The sequence below is a fragment of the Bacteroides reticulotermitis JCM 10512 genome (assembly GCF_000517545.1).
Taxonomy (GTDB): Bacteria; Bacteroidota; Bacteroidia; order Bacteroidales; family Bacteroidaceae; genus Bacteroides; species Bacteroides reticulotermitis.
In genome coordinates, this window is sequence record NZ_BAIV01000018.1 from 83436 (window position 1) to 97352 (window position 13917).

Genomic DNA, 13917 nt, shown 5'->3' on the forward strand with positions numbered 1-13917 from the left:
TAACAATAATATGAGTGAACTTCTAGTATATAAAGCATCTGCGGGCTCGGGTAAAACATTTACGCTTGCCGTGGAATACATCAAACTATTAATAGCCAACCCACGGGCATACCGACAAATACTCGCCGTGACTTTCACCAATAAAGCGACAGCCGAGATGAAAGAGCGAATCCTCAGCCAGCTCTACGGCATCCAGACCGGAGATAAAGACTCGGAAGCCTACCTCGGCCGGATTAAGGAAGATACGGGTAAGAGCGAGCCGGAGATACGAAAAGCCGCCGGTGTAGCTCTGGGGTTTATGTTGCACGATTACAGTCGTTTTCGGGTTGAAACAATCGATTCGTTTTTTCAGTCCGTCATGCGTAACCTGGCACGTGAACTCGAACTAAGCCCCAACCTCAATATCGAATTGAACAACACCGAAGTACTCAGCGATGCCGTAGACAGTATGATCGAGAAACTAATCCCGACCTCCCCCGTCCTGGCGTGGTTGTTGGATTACATCGATGAACGAATAGCCGACGATAAACGGTGGAACGTTTCGGATGAAGTAAAGAGTTTCGGACGTAATATATTCGACGAAGGATATATTGAGAAAGGAGAAAGCCTTCGCCAACGACTTCGTAACCCGGACGTCATCAAAGAATACCGGAAGCAACTGAAGGCGTTAGAGGCTGAAGTATTGGAGCAGATGAAAGGCTTCTACGACCACTTTGAAGAAGAACTGGACGGACACGCACTGGTTGCCGAAGACCTGAAAAACGGTTCGAGAGGGATCGGTAGCTATTTCCGTAAACTGAATAACGGAAACCTAGGCAATGACATTCGCAACACAACCGTCGAGAAATGTCTGGAAGATGCCAAGCATTGGGCAACCAAGACATCTTCCCGTCATGCGGATATCGTCGCCCTTGCCGAATCGAGTCTGATGCAAATACTGGAAGAAGCCGAAGCGTTGCGTTCGAAAAACAATTTGCTGCTAAACAGTTGTCGCCTTTCGTTGCAACATCTTAATAAAGTACAACTGCTTGCCAATATCGACGAAGAGGTGCGCCGGTTGAATTACGACAACAACCGCTTCCTACTTTCAGACACCAACGCCCTACTCCACCAATTGGTGAAAGACGGCGATTCCTCGTTTGTGTTCGAGAAAATAGGAACGAACATACGCAACGTCATGATCGACGAGTTTCAAGATACCAGCCGTATGCAATGGGGTAACTTTAAACTATTGCTACTCGAAGGCTTGTCGCAAGGGGCCAATAGCCTGATTGTAGGCGACGTCAAGCAATCGATCTATCGGTGGCGAAACGGCGATTGGGGAATCCTCAATAGCCTGAACGAACGTATCGACCATTTTCCTATTGAGGTAAAGACCTTGAAGACAAACCGCCGGAGTGAAACAAATATCATCCGGTTCAATAATCAGCTATTCACTGCCGCCGCCAACTACCTCAACGGGGTATACAAACAGCAGTTAGGCAATGATTGCGAGGAGTTGCAAAAAGCTTATGCCGATGTTGCACAAGAGTCGCCGCGGAGTTCCGAAAAAGGCTACGTGAAGGTTTCGTTTCTCGAGCCGGACGAAGAGCACGATTATATCGAGCAAACGTTAATTGCATTAGGCGAAGAAGTGACGCATCTGCAAGAGACAGGTGTCCGCCTGAATGACATCACCATATTGGTTCGAAAGAACAAAAGTATTCCGCGCATTGCCGATTACTTTGATAAAGAACTGCATTGCAAAGTGGTATCGGACGAAGCCTTCCGGCTTGATGCCTCGCTGGCCATTTGCATGATGATGGACGCCCTGCGCTATTTATCGGACGAAAAGAATCCGATAGCGTGTGCCCAGCTGGCGACGTCTTATCAAAATGAGATTTTACAGAAAGAAATCGGATGGAATGAGCTTCTGCTTCTCCCCACCGTCAATTATCTTCCGTCCACTTTTACCGAACGTTTGAAGGAATTGCGACTCATGCCCCTTTACGAGTTGCTGGAGGAGTTGTTCAGCTTGTTTGAAATGAATCGCATTCAGGAGCAGGATGCCTACCTCTTTGCCTTCTTCGATGCCGTGACCGACTATCTGCAAAGTAACTCTTCGGAGCTTGACGCTTTCATTCGCTATTGGGACGATATCTTATGCAGCAAAACCATCCCGAGTGGTGAAGTGGAAGGCATTCGCATCTTCTCCATACATAAATCCAAGGGATTGGAGTTTCACACCGTGCTACTCCCCTTCTGCGATTGGAAAATGGAAAATGAGACCAACAACCAACTGGTGTGGTGCGTGCCGCCGCAAGCTCCTTTCAATGCACTCGACATCCTGCCCATTAACTATTCCACCCAAATGGCCGAGTCCATTTACGGAGACGAATACCTGAAGGAGCGTTTGCAACTCTGGGTCGATAACCTTAATTTGCTATATGTAGCCTTCACACGTGCCGGAAAGAACCTCATCATTTGGAGCCGGAAGGGACAAAGAGGAACGATGTCGGAGTTGCTCACCAACTCATTGCCCGTAGTAGCACAGCAAGAAGCGGTAGAATGGGACGAGGAACTTTATGAGCAAGGTGAACTTTGTGCCTCGGAAGAAGAGAAAGTAAAAGAGACTACCAATAAACTGGTGCGGAAACCCGATAAGTTGCCTATCCGAATGGAGTCTATACGTCCCGACATCGAGTTCAGACAGTCCAATCGCTCTGCCGACTTTATTCAGGGGACTGAGGAAGAAGATTCAGACGATCGTTTCATCAATCGTGGACGTATGTTGCATACCCTATTCTCAGCCATTGATACGGCGGATGATATCGATTCGGCCATCGAACGACTGCTATTTGAGGGAGTAATCAGTACCCGTGAGAAGGAAGCGGAAATACGCGAACTCGTTCAGAAAGCCTTCTCTTCGCCTGAAATACAAGACTGGTATTCGGGCACATGGACCTGTTCAATGAGTGTGCCATTATATATAAGGAGAAAGGAGTGCTGCAAACACGCCGTCCGGACCGTGTAATGATGAAAGACGGACAGGTCGTGGTAGTCGACTTTAAGTTTGGTAAAGAGAATGCGAAATACAACAAACAGGTGAAAGGTTATATGCAACTGCTCACTCGCATGGGATATAAGAACATAACCGGTTACCTGTGGTATGTGAATGAAGAAAAAATAGAAAAGGTATAAAAATGAAAGCAGTTCCCCTCATAGGCATTGCCCGCCACCGATTATCCATCGACGGTGAAGGAGTTACCACACTGGTAGCCTTTCACGGTTGTCCGTTGCGTTGTCAGTATTGCCTCAATCCGGCTTCCCTACAACCCGATGGTGTTTGGAAAGACTACGATTGCGCCAAGCTCTATGAAAGGGTACGTCAAGACGAACTATACTTTCTGGCTAGTTGCGGAGGGGTCACCTTTGGCGGTGGTGAGCCGCTATTGCAAAGCGAATTTATCCGGGGGTTCCGCTATTTCTGCGGACCGGAATGGAGGATAACCGTGGAAACATCTCTCAATGTTCCACCGCAAAACATAGAAGAACTGATTCCCATTGTAGATAGTTACATAGTCGACATCAAAGATATAAATCAGGATATCTATCAACGATATACCGGACAGAGCAACGAAAGGGTTATCCAAAACCTCCGTTATCTAATCGAACAGGGTAAGAGCGAGCAAATCATCGTTCGGACACCACTCATACCCGCTTATAATACGGAGAAGGATGTTGACCACAGTATCGAACGACTCAAAGAAATGGGAATTACCCAATTCGATCGATTTACCTATAAAACCTTGGAGGATTAATGCCATGAAACGAGGAAAACAAACTTGTAGAATTTTGAAAGAGATTCGTCGGCAAATAGCCGAAGCGAATGATATTGACTTCATCACTTCTGAATGTCAATACCAGGGAGACTGTCTGGGTACTTGCCCTAAATGCGAAGCAGAAGTGCGTTACCTGGAAAAACAACTTCTTTCCCGGCAAAGGGCCGGACTAAGTATCAAAACGGTGGGAGTATCGCTAGGCTTATCCGCTGCATTGGGTTCCTCTGCTCTATATGGACAAGAAACGGCCAAAGACAGTTTGGATAAATCACCTTCTCAAATTGAAGTTGCGGGTAAGAAATCACATGCGAGGCAGATAGCCTAACTTCTGTCAAAAGTGCGGATACGCTAATATTACAAAAAGAGGACGGTTTGTTTGGAATGGTAGAAGCATCACCCACATTTCCCGGAGGACAAAAGGCGTTATTTGATTATATAAAAAATAATTTTGAATATCCCAAAAACCCACCGAGCCTTTCAGGCCGTATTATTATACAAATTTTGATTACTAAAAAAGGAGAGATTACCGATGCAAAAATAGTACGTGGTATACATCCGGATTATGACAAAGAAGCATTGAGAGTTATAGCAAATATGCCGCAATGGAAGCCTGGGACTCTAAACGGGAAACCGGTCGATGTAAAATATTCAATTCCAGTCATATTTCGAGCGAAACAAGAATAACCCCATTAATAAAAGAATGCCATGAGACGAGGAAAACAGACCTGTAGAATTTTGAAAGAGATTCGTCGGCAAATAGCCGAAGCGAATGATATTGACTTCATTACCTCCGAATGTCAATACCAGGGAGACTGTCTGGGTACTTGCCCTAAATGCGAAGCGGAAGTGCGTTACCTGGAACAACAACTGGAACATAAACAAATACGTGGAAAAGCAATCACCGTATTAGGTATATCAGCCGGAGTAATTGCAGCGGCCTCGCTTACCGCATGTGGCAACTCGTCCAACAAAGGAAACGAAGTAAATGCGACACCAAATGAAATTACGACTCCCGTTACTGAGGAACCGACTCCGTTATTAGGCGACTCAATTCCTCCGAAAGATTCGATTAAGGCTAAGGAAGCTACTGTCAAATTTGTTCCCCCTGTAATAACTGATGAAATGGACTTGAAATCGGGTGAGATAGAAGGTCTGTTAGCAACAGAAGAAATACCCGGTGAAGTAGCTGTCCAAGACACTGTAGACTTCCCTGAGGTTATGCCGGAGTTCCCGGGAGGCATGAGTGAGTTAATGAACTTCATTGCCGCCAACCTGATCTATCCGCAAGAGTTCGCACAAGGAGAGATGTGTGTGGAAGGGCGGGTTATCATCCGAATAGTTATCGACAAAGAAGGAGATATAGTCCAATCGAAAGTCATACGTAGCATACACCCTCAGTTTGACAAAGAAGCTTTGCGAGTAGTGCAACTTATGCCGAAATGGAAGCCGGGCTTAGTCGATGGACAACCGGTCATTGCAAAATATACAATTCCAATCACATTTCGGTTAAGATAAGAATACCCCCATTAATAAAAGGATGCCATGAGACGAGGAAAACAGACTTGTAGAATCTTAAAAGAGATTCGTCGGCAAATAGCCGTAGCGAATGATATTGACTTCATTACCTCCGAATGTCAATACCAGGGAGACTGTCTGGGTACTTGCCCTAAATGCGAAGCGGAAGTGCGTTACCTGGAACAACAACTGGAACATAAACAAGTACGTGGAAAAGCAATCACCGTATTAGGTATATCAGCCGGAGTAATTGCAGCAGCCTCGCTAACTGCCTGTGGCAGCTCGTCCAATAAAGGAAACGAAATAAATGCGATACCAAATGAAATAACGACTCCCGTCACTGAGGAACCGACTCCGTTATTAGGCGACTCAATTCCTCCAAAAGATTCGATTAAGGTTAGAACCACTACGATCGGATTCATTGCCCCTGTAATAGCTGATGAGATAGACACGGAATCGGATGAGATAGTATCAGGTCTGCTGCCAACAGAAGAAATAATACCCGATGAAGCAGTTATCCAAGACATCGTTGATCTTCCTGAGGTTTGGGCGCAATTTCCGGGAGGCATGAGTGAGTTAATGAATTTCATTGCCGCCAACATAATCTATCCGCAAGAGTTGGCACAAGGAGAAATATCTATGCAAGGGCGGGTTATCATCGAAATGATTATCGACAAAGAAGGAGATATAGTCCAGTCGAAAATCATACGTGGCATACACCCTCTGTTAGACAAAGAAGCTTTGCGAGTAGTGCAGCTTATGCCCAAATGGAAGCCAGGCTTAGTCGATGGGCAACCGGTTCTCTCTAAATTTACAATTCCAATCGTATTTAAACTCTAGTAAGCGAATCAATAAATCATAAGAAAACAATACCTATAATATGCAATCATTTCTCAGCCTAGTAGCTCATGACTTATACAACAAGATTGGCAGCGACCTGTCTCGCACCGTTCTTGTCTTCCCTAACAAACGTGCCAACCTATTTTTCAACGAATATCTGGCCGGTGAATCCGATCAGCCAATCTGGTCGCCCGCTGCCATGAGCATCAGCGACTTGTTTCAGAAGCTATCCGTACAGAAAAAAGGAGATCCGATCCGGCTGGTTTGCGAACTCTATAAGGTGTTCATCGAGGAAACACAAAGTCAGGAAACCCTCGACGACTTTTACTTCTGGGGAGAATTGCTTATTAGCGACTTCGACGATGTAGACAAGAATCTGGTAGATGCCGACAAACTGTTCAGCAACCTACAGGATTTAAAGAAACTGATGGACGATTACAGCTTCCTCGATGAAGAACAGGAGGAAGCTATACAACAGTTCTTTCGCAATTTCTCCATTGAAAAGCGAACGGTGCTTAAAGAGAAATTCATCTCGCTCTGGGATAAGCTGGAAGCCATTTACCGCCGCTACCGTGAAAACCTCTCCGCCTTGGGTATTGCGTACGAAGGTATGCTCTACCGCAATGTTATCGAGAAGCTGGAGGCCGGCCAACTGCCGTACGACAAATACGTTTTTGTAGGATTCAACGTGCTCAATAAGGTGGAGACCCGGTTCTTCCAATTATTGAAAGATGCCGATAAAGCGATGTTCTATTGGGATTACGACCTCTTTTATACTCGACAGATAGAGAAGCATGAAGCCGGTGAATTTGTCAACCGCAACCTGAAACTGTTTCCGAACGAATTGCCGGAGAGCTACTTCGACTCGTTCCGCAAGCCGAAGAAGATTCGCTATATCTCCGCTTCGACCGAGAATGCGCAAGCCCGCTTCTTACCCGAATGGATCCGCACAACGCTCTCCTCCGATTGCGAAGAGAAAGAGAATGCGGTGGTGCTGTGCAACGAAGCTTTGTTACTTCCCGTGCTACACTCCATCCCCGAAGAGGTGAAGAATGTCAATATCACCATGGGATTCCCTCTGGCGCAAACACCGATCTACAGCTTTGTCAATGCAGCCATCGAGTTGCAAACCAACGGTTACCGTAGTGATACCGGACGCTTCATCTATAAAGCGGTGTCCGTCTTACTGAAGCATCCCTACACCCGTCAGCTGTCCGACAAAGCGGAATCATTAGAGCGCGAGCTGACCAAGGCGAATCGCTTTTATCCACTTCCCTCAGAGCTGAAAGCTGATGATTTTCTGGCCAAACTCTTCACACCCTGCAACGGGATCAAAGCGCTATGCGACTATCTTGCGGAGCTTATCAAAGATATTTCCGTTCTCTATCGGACCGAAAGTGAATACGACGACGTGTTCAATCAACTCTACCGCGAATCGATTTTTAAGAGTTATACACTGATCAACCGGATGTATAGTTTGATTGAGGCCGGTGAACTGAATGTTCGCGTGGATACACTCAAACGGCTCATTAATAAAGTGATGACCTCTTCCAACATTCCTTTCCATGGCGAACCGGCCATTGGTATGCAGGTGATGGGGGTGCTCGAAACACGTAACCTGGACTTCCGAAATCTCATTCTGTTGTCACTCAACGAAGGGCAACTACCCAAAGCGGGGGGCGATTCTTCATTCATCCCGTACAACCTGCGAAAAGCGTTCGGAATGACTACGATCGAATACAAGAATGCCGTTTACGCGTACTATTTCTATCGTTTGATACAACGTGCCGAGAACATCACCCTGATGTACAACACCTCCTCGGACGGACTGAACCGGGGAGAAGAGTCTCGTTTCATGCTGCAACTGCTGGTAGAAGGACCGCATGAAATCACCTCCGAATATTTAGAGGCGGGACAGTCGCCTCAGAGTACGACCGACATTCAGATAGAGAAGACACCCGAAATACTGGATCGCTTGCGTCTCGCATACGATAGTACCAGTCCCAAAGCAAGAGTCCTCTCTCCATCCGCTCTGAACACCTACTTAGATTGCCGATTGAAATTTTACTATCGCTATGTAGCCGGACTCAAAGCGCCTGAGGAGGTCAGTGCGGAAATCGACTCCGCCCTTTTCGGTACGATCTTCCACCTTGCGGCTCAATTGGTTTACACCGAGCTAACAGCTAACGGGAAGACGATTCGCAAAGAGGATTTGGAACGTCTGCTGCGCAATGACTTCAAGCTACAGGATTATGTAGATCAGGCATTTAAACAGGAGTTCTTCAAAGTCGAACTGAACGAGAAGCCGGAATACAACGGTGTGCAGCTCATCAATTCGAAAGTAATCGTTTCCTACCTGAAACAGTTACTGCGTAACGATCTGCAATATGCTCCTTTCGAAATGGCGGGTATGGAACATCCGGTTAACGACCGTTTTGAGATACAAACCGCAAACGGACCGCTCACATTGCTTCTGGGTGGCACAATCGACCGAATGGACATCAAGGAAGACACGTTGCGCATTGTTGACTACAAGACCGGAGGAAGTCCTAAAACGCCTAACAACATTGAGCAGTTGTTTACTCCGGACGAAGGGCGACCGAACTATATTTTTCAAACGTTTCTGTATGCCACCATTATGTGCCGACAACAACGGCTTAAGGTGGCCCCTGCCCTACTTTATATTCACCGGGCATCATCTGAAGATTATTCGCCTGTTGTTGAACTCGGGGAACCACGCCAACCCAAAATCCCGGTCAATAACTTTGCTTTCTTCGAAGATGATTTCAGAGAACGGTTGCAAAATCTACTGGAGGAAATTTTTAATCCGGAGGAAGGATTCTACCAGACCGAGCACACCAAGCAATGTGCGTATTGTGATTTCAAGGCAATCTGTCGGAGATAGGAAGCTATCGGAAGTAAAAACAAGCGGCCGATTGGAGTTAGTGGCTCTTCTGCCATGGAGTTAAAAAGCCATTTTGGGTAATACTTTTTGGTTTCGTACAGCACCCTTTCTTGAAGGAAAGTCGTGTATCAGGCTATGCCTGTCCGTTGTCATAACGATATTACAGTGTGGCAACGGATAGGCATTATTGCAACTGTGGGGAGTAGTGTTGTGAGACCAACTTTAAAACAGTAGAAACGATGGATTGTCTCACCTTGAAACAAGTGCTTCTTTTTCAATCTGCTTTTCAAATAAATTAAAAAGGGATTTAGCAAGTTGCCCCGTGGAGTTGAGCAACTTGACCGGTGTACTTGAACAACTTAACCCGTGGAGTTGACCAACTTGACCGGTGTACTTGAACAACTTAACCCGTGGAGTTGACCAACTTGATCGGTGTACTTGAGCAAGTTAACCCGTGTAGTTGACCAACTTGACCGGTGTACCTGAACAACTTCACCCGTAGACTTAAACAAATTGACCGGTGTACTTATCCAACTTCACCCGTAGACTTAAACAAATTGACCGGCTAAGTATCATAGAGTTATTTTAAATTTCAAGCGCCTATTTACGAGAATTAAACGATTCGTAAATAGCGCTTGAAATTTCAGTAATATACTTGTTTATGCTTCCAGCAAAGGAATTGAAAAACTAAAAGTTGAACCTTCGTCCTTTTGAGATACAAACCAAAGTTTACCTCCATTTCTGACTACAAAGTCCTGACAGAGAAGTAGGCCCAAACCGGAACCCTCCTCATTATTCGTTCCAAATGTGCTGAAATGTGTATCGGTATGCAACAGCTTCTTCTGATTTTCCTCATCAATACCACAACCCTGATCTTTCACACCTATCACAGCCATCCCCTCCTCTTTCGCTACTGTGACATGAATTTCCGAATCTTTGTTGCTAAACTTGATGGCATTGCTGATCAGGTTTCGGGTTACAGTCTTAATCATATCGATATCAGCATGCACCATTAACTCTTTATCAGTCGCTGTCAACACAATCTTTATATCTTTCAATCCGGCAACCATCGAGAAGATCTCGATCACTCCTTCGATCACCTCTATGACATTGAAGTTTTGATAAACCACATTCAGTTTACCAATCTGGCTCTTCGTCCATTTCAAGAGGTTGTCGAGCAGTGAAAACACATCTTCGGTTGTTTGATTCGCCAGCGTAAGCAGCTCGTACATCTCATTACCAATCTTCTCGACAGGCAAATTAAGGATCAGCATATTCAACACCATCTTGATTGATCCCATGGGAGAACGTAAGTCGTGGGCGATAACGGAATAAAGCTTATCACGTCCGGTTATGGTTTTGCGAAGTTCTTCTGTTTTGGCTACGATTATACGCTTAGCGGCAATTAGTGAGATCTGATGCCTTACGCGGATAATAAGTTCTTCCTTATTGAATGGCTTGGAAATAAAGTCATTACCACCTACCTTGAATCCTTTCACGATATCTTCCGTGCTATTGAGAGCCGTAAGGAAAATGATCGGAATGTCCACCATTTCGGGTGTTTCCCTCATTTTTTGTGCTACTTCAAATCCGCTCATATCCGGCATCATTACATCTAGCAATACCAAATCGGGCTTTTCGGCCTTTACTTGCTCCAGTGCTAGCCTACCATTATTGGCTGTTGCTATGTTAAACTTTTCGTTCGTCAAGAGTACTTTGAGTAACAAAAACGTTTGAAAGCACATCATCCACAATGAGGATTTTATATTCAGAAGGGGTTACTTCCATATTCATTTTTTTAGCTATTACGTGTTATTTCAGATTATTCTTAAAATATTCGATCATACGCATTAAACCTTCTTCTAATTCGACAGTCGGTTGCCATCCCAGTTTTTGTTGAGCCAGTGTAATGTCCGGGCGTCTTTGTTTAGGGTCGTCAAACGGCAATGTCTTAAACACAATCTGAGAAGAGGAGCCTGTCAGGCTGATTATTTTATCGGCCAACTCAAGCATCGTGAACTCGTGAGGATTTCCGATGTTGACAGGACCTGTAAACTCGTCCTCTGTATCCATCACCCTCACCATACCTTCTATTAAATCATCAATATACTGAAAGCTACGGGTTTGTTTCCCGTTGCCGTATATGGTATATTTTCATGTTTCAAAGCCTGCACCACGAAATTCGTTACCACGCGTCCATCATTGGCCAACATTCGGGGACCATAGGTATTGAATATACGTATAATCTTTACCCGAACCTTAGCCTGTCGGTGGTAGTCCATACACAGGGTTTCCGCACATCGTTTGCCTTCATCATAACAAGAGCGATAGCCAATGGGGTTGACATTGCCCCAGTAACTTTCACTTTGAGGATGCACCAACGGATCGCCATAGACTTCACTCGTAGATGCTTGCAACATTTTCGCATCGACCTTCGCAGCCAGCTCCAACATATTAATAGCTCCGATTACCGAAGTTTTTGCAGTCTGTATAGGGTCGTGTTGATAATGAATGGGAGATGCCGGACAAGCCAGGTTGTAGATTTCATCTACATCGGCGTGATAGGGCTTTGTGATATCATGCTGAACTAATTCAAACAACTTATTGTCAAGCAGATGGGCTACATTCTCTTTGTTACCTGTAAAAAAATTATCCAGACAAATAACACGATGATTTTCGTTAATAAGCCTCATACAAAGATGCGAACCAATAAACCCGGCTCCGCCACTAACTAATACTCTTTTCATGTCCCCTTCTGTTTTCATAAGATACAGTCACTCTCATATTTCTTATTATAGACAAAATTAACAGTTTTTCCTATAATATGCAAATTATACAGAGAGTTATTTTCACAGTTTCTTATTCCCTATTTAAAAAATTAATTATTAAATATTGAAAGACAAGTCTAGGTTTATGCATCAACAGAGAAGCCTGTGTAGATGCAGGCTTGCGAGTATAAAGTCACACTGTTTGACAGGAAAAAAAGTCAAAGACTCTTCCGCTCTACTCCCGTAGGTGCCACTTCTTCGGGAATACTAAACTCACGGTTGGCAAATAAGTCGGCCAAGCCTGATATTTGCTTCAATCTCAGGAGTTCGTCACGGTCCATTCCAATGTTCTTCATGATCCATTGATCGGACATTCCCGCCTTGTCTAATTCCGCTACAATGTGGCACATCAGTTCAATGTTATGCATTCCTCTGGCGCGATTGTGTCGAATGGTAGAACTCATTCGGTTGGATAGGTCTTTATCGATCACTACAACCGGCAATAGGCCATTTTCACGTCTGAAGATTCGTTTAGAGGTTTTTAAAACCGTATACCGGTGATAACCATCAACCAATATATAACGATCTTCATCCTTATTGTAGTAGCACACACAAGGCATTGTAAAGCCATCTTCCCAAATTGAGATCTCCAACAATTTCATTTCAGGTGGAGCTACTACATTGGGATTGTAATCGTTAGCAAAAACTTTTTCTACGGGTACGGCTTTTACTCCGTATACCGGGCTTATTTCTATACTCATGATACTATGATTCTATATTGTTCCATTATCTGCGATCTTTTACTCATCTCTTCCTTGGTAGGCGAGAATCCCATGTATTTGCACGCATGGTCATTTTTAAGGATGCAAATGCACATACGCTTGTAAGTCGGTATTTCTCTGAACTCAGCAATGTCCACATCGTCCTGATATTCCATTCTTACGGGCTTTTTCAGCGTTTTATAATTGCTGTTGTCCATCACAATAATAGGGATTTTGGCATCGATGAGCTTTTGGATTGTAGCGTCACTCAGGCAACCGCCTTTGGAACGCCAGAACTCTACGCTCACAGATAGCTTCCGAAGATAAGCTTTACGCGTTCGTTCGGGTAAGGTGGACAATAGAAAATACATAAACTCACGCCAGGTATATCCTTCGGGAAGCTTGACTGTTTGCCACCCCATTGCGTGCGTGCCGCCGTACATACCGGTAAAGTTCACGCCATTGACACGGCCTATCATTTTCCCCCAGGTATTAGGATCGAGCACCCGATAAAGAGCCAGGCTCTCTTGTGCCTCATTGATAAAAGGACTAGCTACCCGTTGTCGTTCCAGATTAACGCCCGCTCTGTAGTAGAGGTCGTAAAGGGTATTGTAATCCCATTGGAATTTACCATTAGCCGTCCACACATCGGTTGTCTTCCAATCGTATATGGGATAAGCATTATAAATATCATTTCCGATTTTCGAGGTCCATTTGTACTTATGATACATCTGGTATTTGCGATTCATGTGGATACACCGCCAACGGTTGAAGCTTTCTTGGGTACGAATCCCAATCAGGCAACAGGTACGTACCGCATCTTCCTTTTGATGCATCCATCCGGCAAAACGCATTTGGAATTCATAATCCCACATGGATGTGTTATAAAACGGAAAATCCTCTTTGGTCATAGCTTTCTTGGGCAAAGGCCTCACCCAGATATCTTTTTTACTGTCTTCCCACGGACGCCAGAAGGATTGATACATAGAGGTACACGTGGCCACACGGAAGGGCACACAAACGCGATACACGTCGAGTATATCTTTATTTGCTTCTATTACCCGATCCACATAGTCGATCGTCATTTTGTATTGTACTTCATAATCCATGTGAAAGAGCTTCAGGCGAACTTTCAGATCATGTTTTCGGATGTAGTCGATACATAGATTTAATAAGATCCCACTATCTTTACCTCCTGAAAAAGAAACGTAAATATTGTCAAATTCATCAAAGATAACCTTCAGGCGTTCCTGGGTTAATTCATACACATTCTTGCTCGTTGTCGTTTTTTTTGTTTTCATTGTGTT

At 44.7% G+C, this 13917-nt stretch carries 8 protein-coding genes and 3 pseudogenes; 7 read left to right on the forward strand and 4 right to left on the reverse strand.

The features are described 5' to 3' along the window. Nucleotides 1–10 precede the first annotated feature (10 nt). From JCM10512_RS12065 to JCM10512_RS12095, 7 genes and pseudogenes are all read left to right on the forward strand, one after another. Nucleotides 11–3180, forward strand: a pseudogene (locus JCM10512_RS12065) (UvrD-helicase domain-containing protein). A gap of 2 nt (nucleotides 3181–3182) precedes the next feature. Further along, nucleotides 3183–3800, forward strand: a complete 618-nt coding sequence (locus JCM10512_RS12070; protein WP_044163378.1) for a radical SAM protein — start codon at nucleotides 3183–3185, stop codon at nucleotides 3798–3800. A 4-nt stretch (nucleotides 3801–3804) separates the two neighbouring features. Beyond that, complete coding sequence (locus tag JCM10512_RS25080; protein ID WP_044163408.1) at nucleotides 3805–4146, forward strand: hypothetical protein; 342 nt, start codon at nucleotides 3805–3807, stop codon at nucleotides 4144–4146. Nucleotides 4147–4202: 56 nt separating this feature from the next. Further along, a complete protein-coding gene (locus JCM10512_RS25085) occupies nucleotides 4203–4505 on the forward strand; it encodes an energy transducer TonB (RefSeq protein ID WP_052517189.1) in 303 nt (100 codons plus the stop codon). 21 nt (nucleotides 4506–4526) lie between these two features. Then, nucleotides 4527–5336, forward strand: coding sequence for an energy transducer TonB (locus tag JCM10512_RS12085; RefSeq protein WP_044163379.1), 810 nt, complete (start codon nucleotides 4527–4529; stop codon nucleotides 5334–5336). Between the two features lie 27 nt (nucleotides 5337–5363). Further along, on the forward strand, nucleotides 5364–6176 hold the full coding sequence (locus JCM10512_RS12090; protein ID WP_044163382.1) for an energy transducer TonB: 813 nt from the start codon (nucleotides 5364–5366) through the stop codon (nucleotides 6174–6176). A 40-nt stretch (nucleotides 6177–6216) separates the two neighbouring features. Continuing rightward, complete coding sequence (locus JCM10512_RS12095; RefSeq protein ID WP_044163385.1) at nucleotides 6217–9081, forward strand: PD-(D/E)XK nuclease family protein; 2865 nt, start codon at nucleotides 6217–6219, stop codon at nucleotides 9079–9081. 659 nt (nucleotides 9082–9740) lie between these two features. On the opposite strand, the pseudogene JCM10512_RS12100 reads toward JCM10512_RS12095, so the two are convergent. The 4 genes and pseudogenes from JCM10512_RS12100 to JCM10512_RS12115 all read right to left on the reverse strand — a co-directional run bounded on the left by JCM10512_RS12100 (nucleotide 9741) and on the right by JCM10512_RS12115 (nucleotide 13911). Next, a pseudogene (locus JCM10512_RS12100) lies at nucleotides 9741–10875 on the reverse strand (hybrid sensor histidine kinase/response regulator). An 18-nt stretch (nucleotides 10876–10893) separates the two neighbouring features. Continuing rightward, nucleotides 10894–11828, reverse strand: a pseudogene (locus tag JCM10512_RS12105) (UDP-glucuronic acid decarboxylase family protein). A 239-nt stretch (nucleotides 11829–12067) separates the two neighbouring features. Next, nucleotides 12068–12610: an IbrB-like domain-containing protein gene (locus JCM10512_RS12110; protein WP_044163387.1), complete on the reverse strand. Its 543-nt coding sequence runs from the start codon at nucleotides 12608–12610 to the stop codon at nucleotides 12068–12070. Continuing rightward, nucleotides 12607–13911 carry a DUF3440 domain-containing protein gene (locus tag JCM10512_RS12115; protein ID WP_044163389.1) on the reverse strand — a complete coding sequence of 435 codons (1305 nt, stop codon included), beginning with the start codon at nucleotides 13909–13911 and terminating at the stop codon, nucleotides 12607–12609. The genes JCM10512_RS12110 and JCM10512_RS12115 overlap by 4 nt, the downstream gene beginning before the upstream one ends. Between the last annotated feature and the right edge of the window lie 6 nt (nucleotides 13912–13917).

Coding starts and splice junctions, on each gene's coding strand:
- JCM10512_RS12070 (WP_044163378.1), top strand. CDS start 3,183: ATGAAAGCAGTTCCCCTCATAGGCATTGCCCGCCACCGATTATCCATC.
- JCM10512_RS25080 (WP_044163408.1), top strand. CDS start 3,805: ATGAAACGAGGAAAACAAACTTGTAGAATTTTGAAAGAGATTCGTCGG.
- JCM10512_RS25085 (WP_052517189.1), top strand. CDS start 4,203: ATGGTAGAAGCATCACCCACATTTCCCGGAGGACAAAAGGCGTTATTT.
- JCM10512_RS12085 (WP_044163379.1), top strand. CDS start 4,527: ATGAGACGAGGAAAACAGACCTGTAGAATTTTGAAAGAGATTCGTCGG.
- JCM10512_RS12090 (WP_044163382.1), top strand. CDS start 5,364: ATGAGACGAGGAAAACAGACTTGTAGAATCTTAAAAGAGATTCGTCGG.
- JCM10512_RS12095 (WP_044163385.1), top strand. CDS start 6,217: ATGCAATCATTTCTCAGCCTAGTAGCTCATGACTTATACAACAAGATT.
- JCM10512_RS12110 (WP_044163387.1), bottom strand. CDS start 12,610: ATGAGTATAGAAATAAGCCCGGTATACGGAGTAAAAGCCGTACCCGTA.
- JCM10512_RS12115 (WP_044163389.1), bottom strand. CDS start 13,911: ATGAAAACAAAAAAAACGACAACGAGCAAGAATGTGTATGAATTAACC.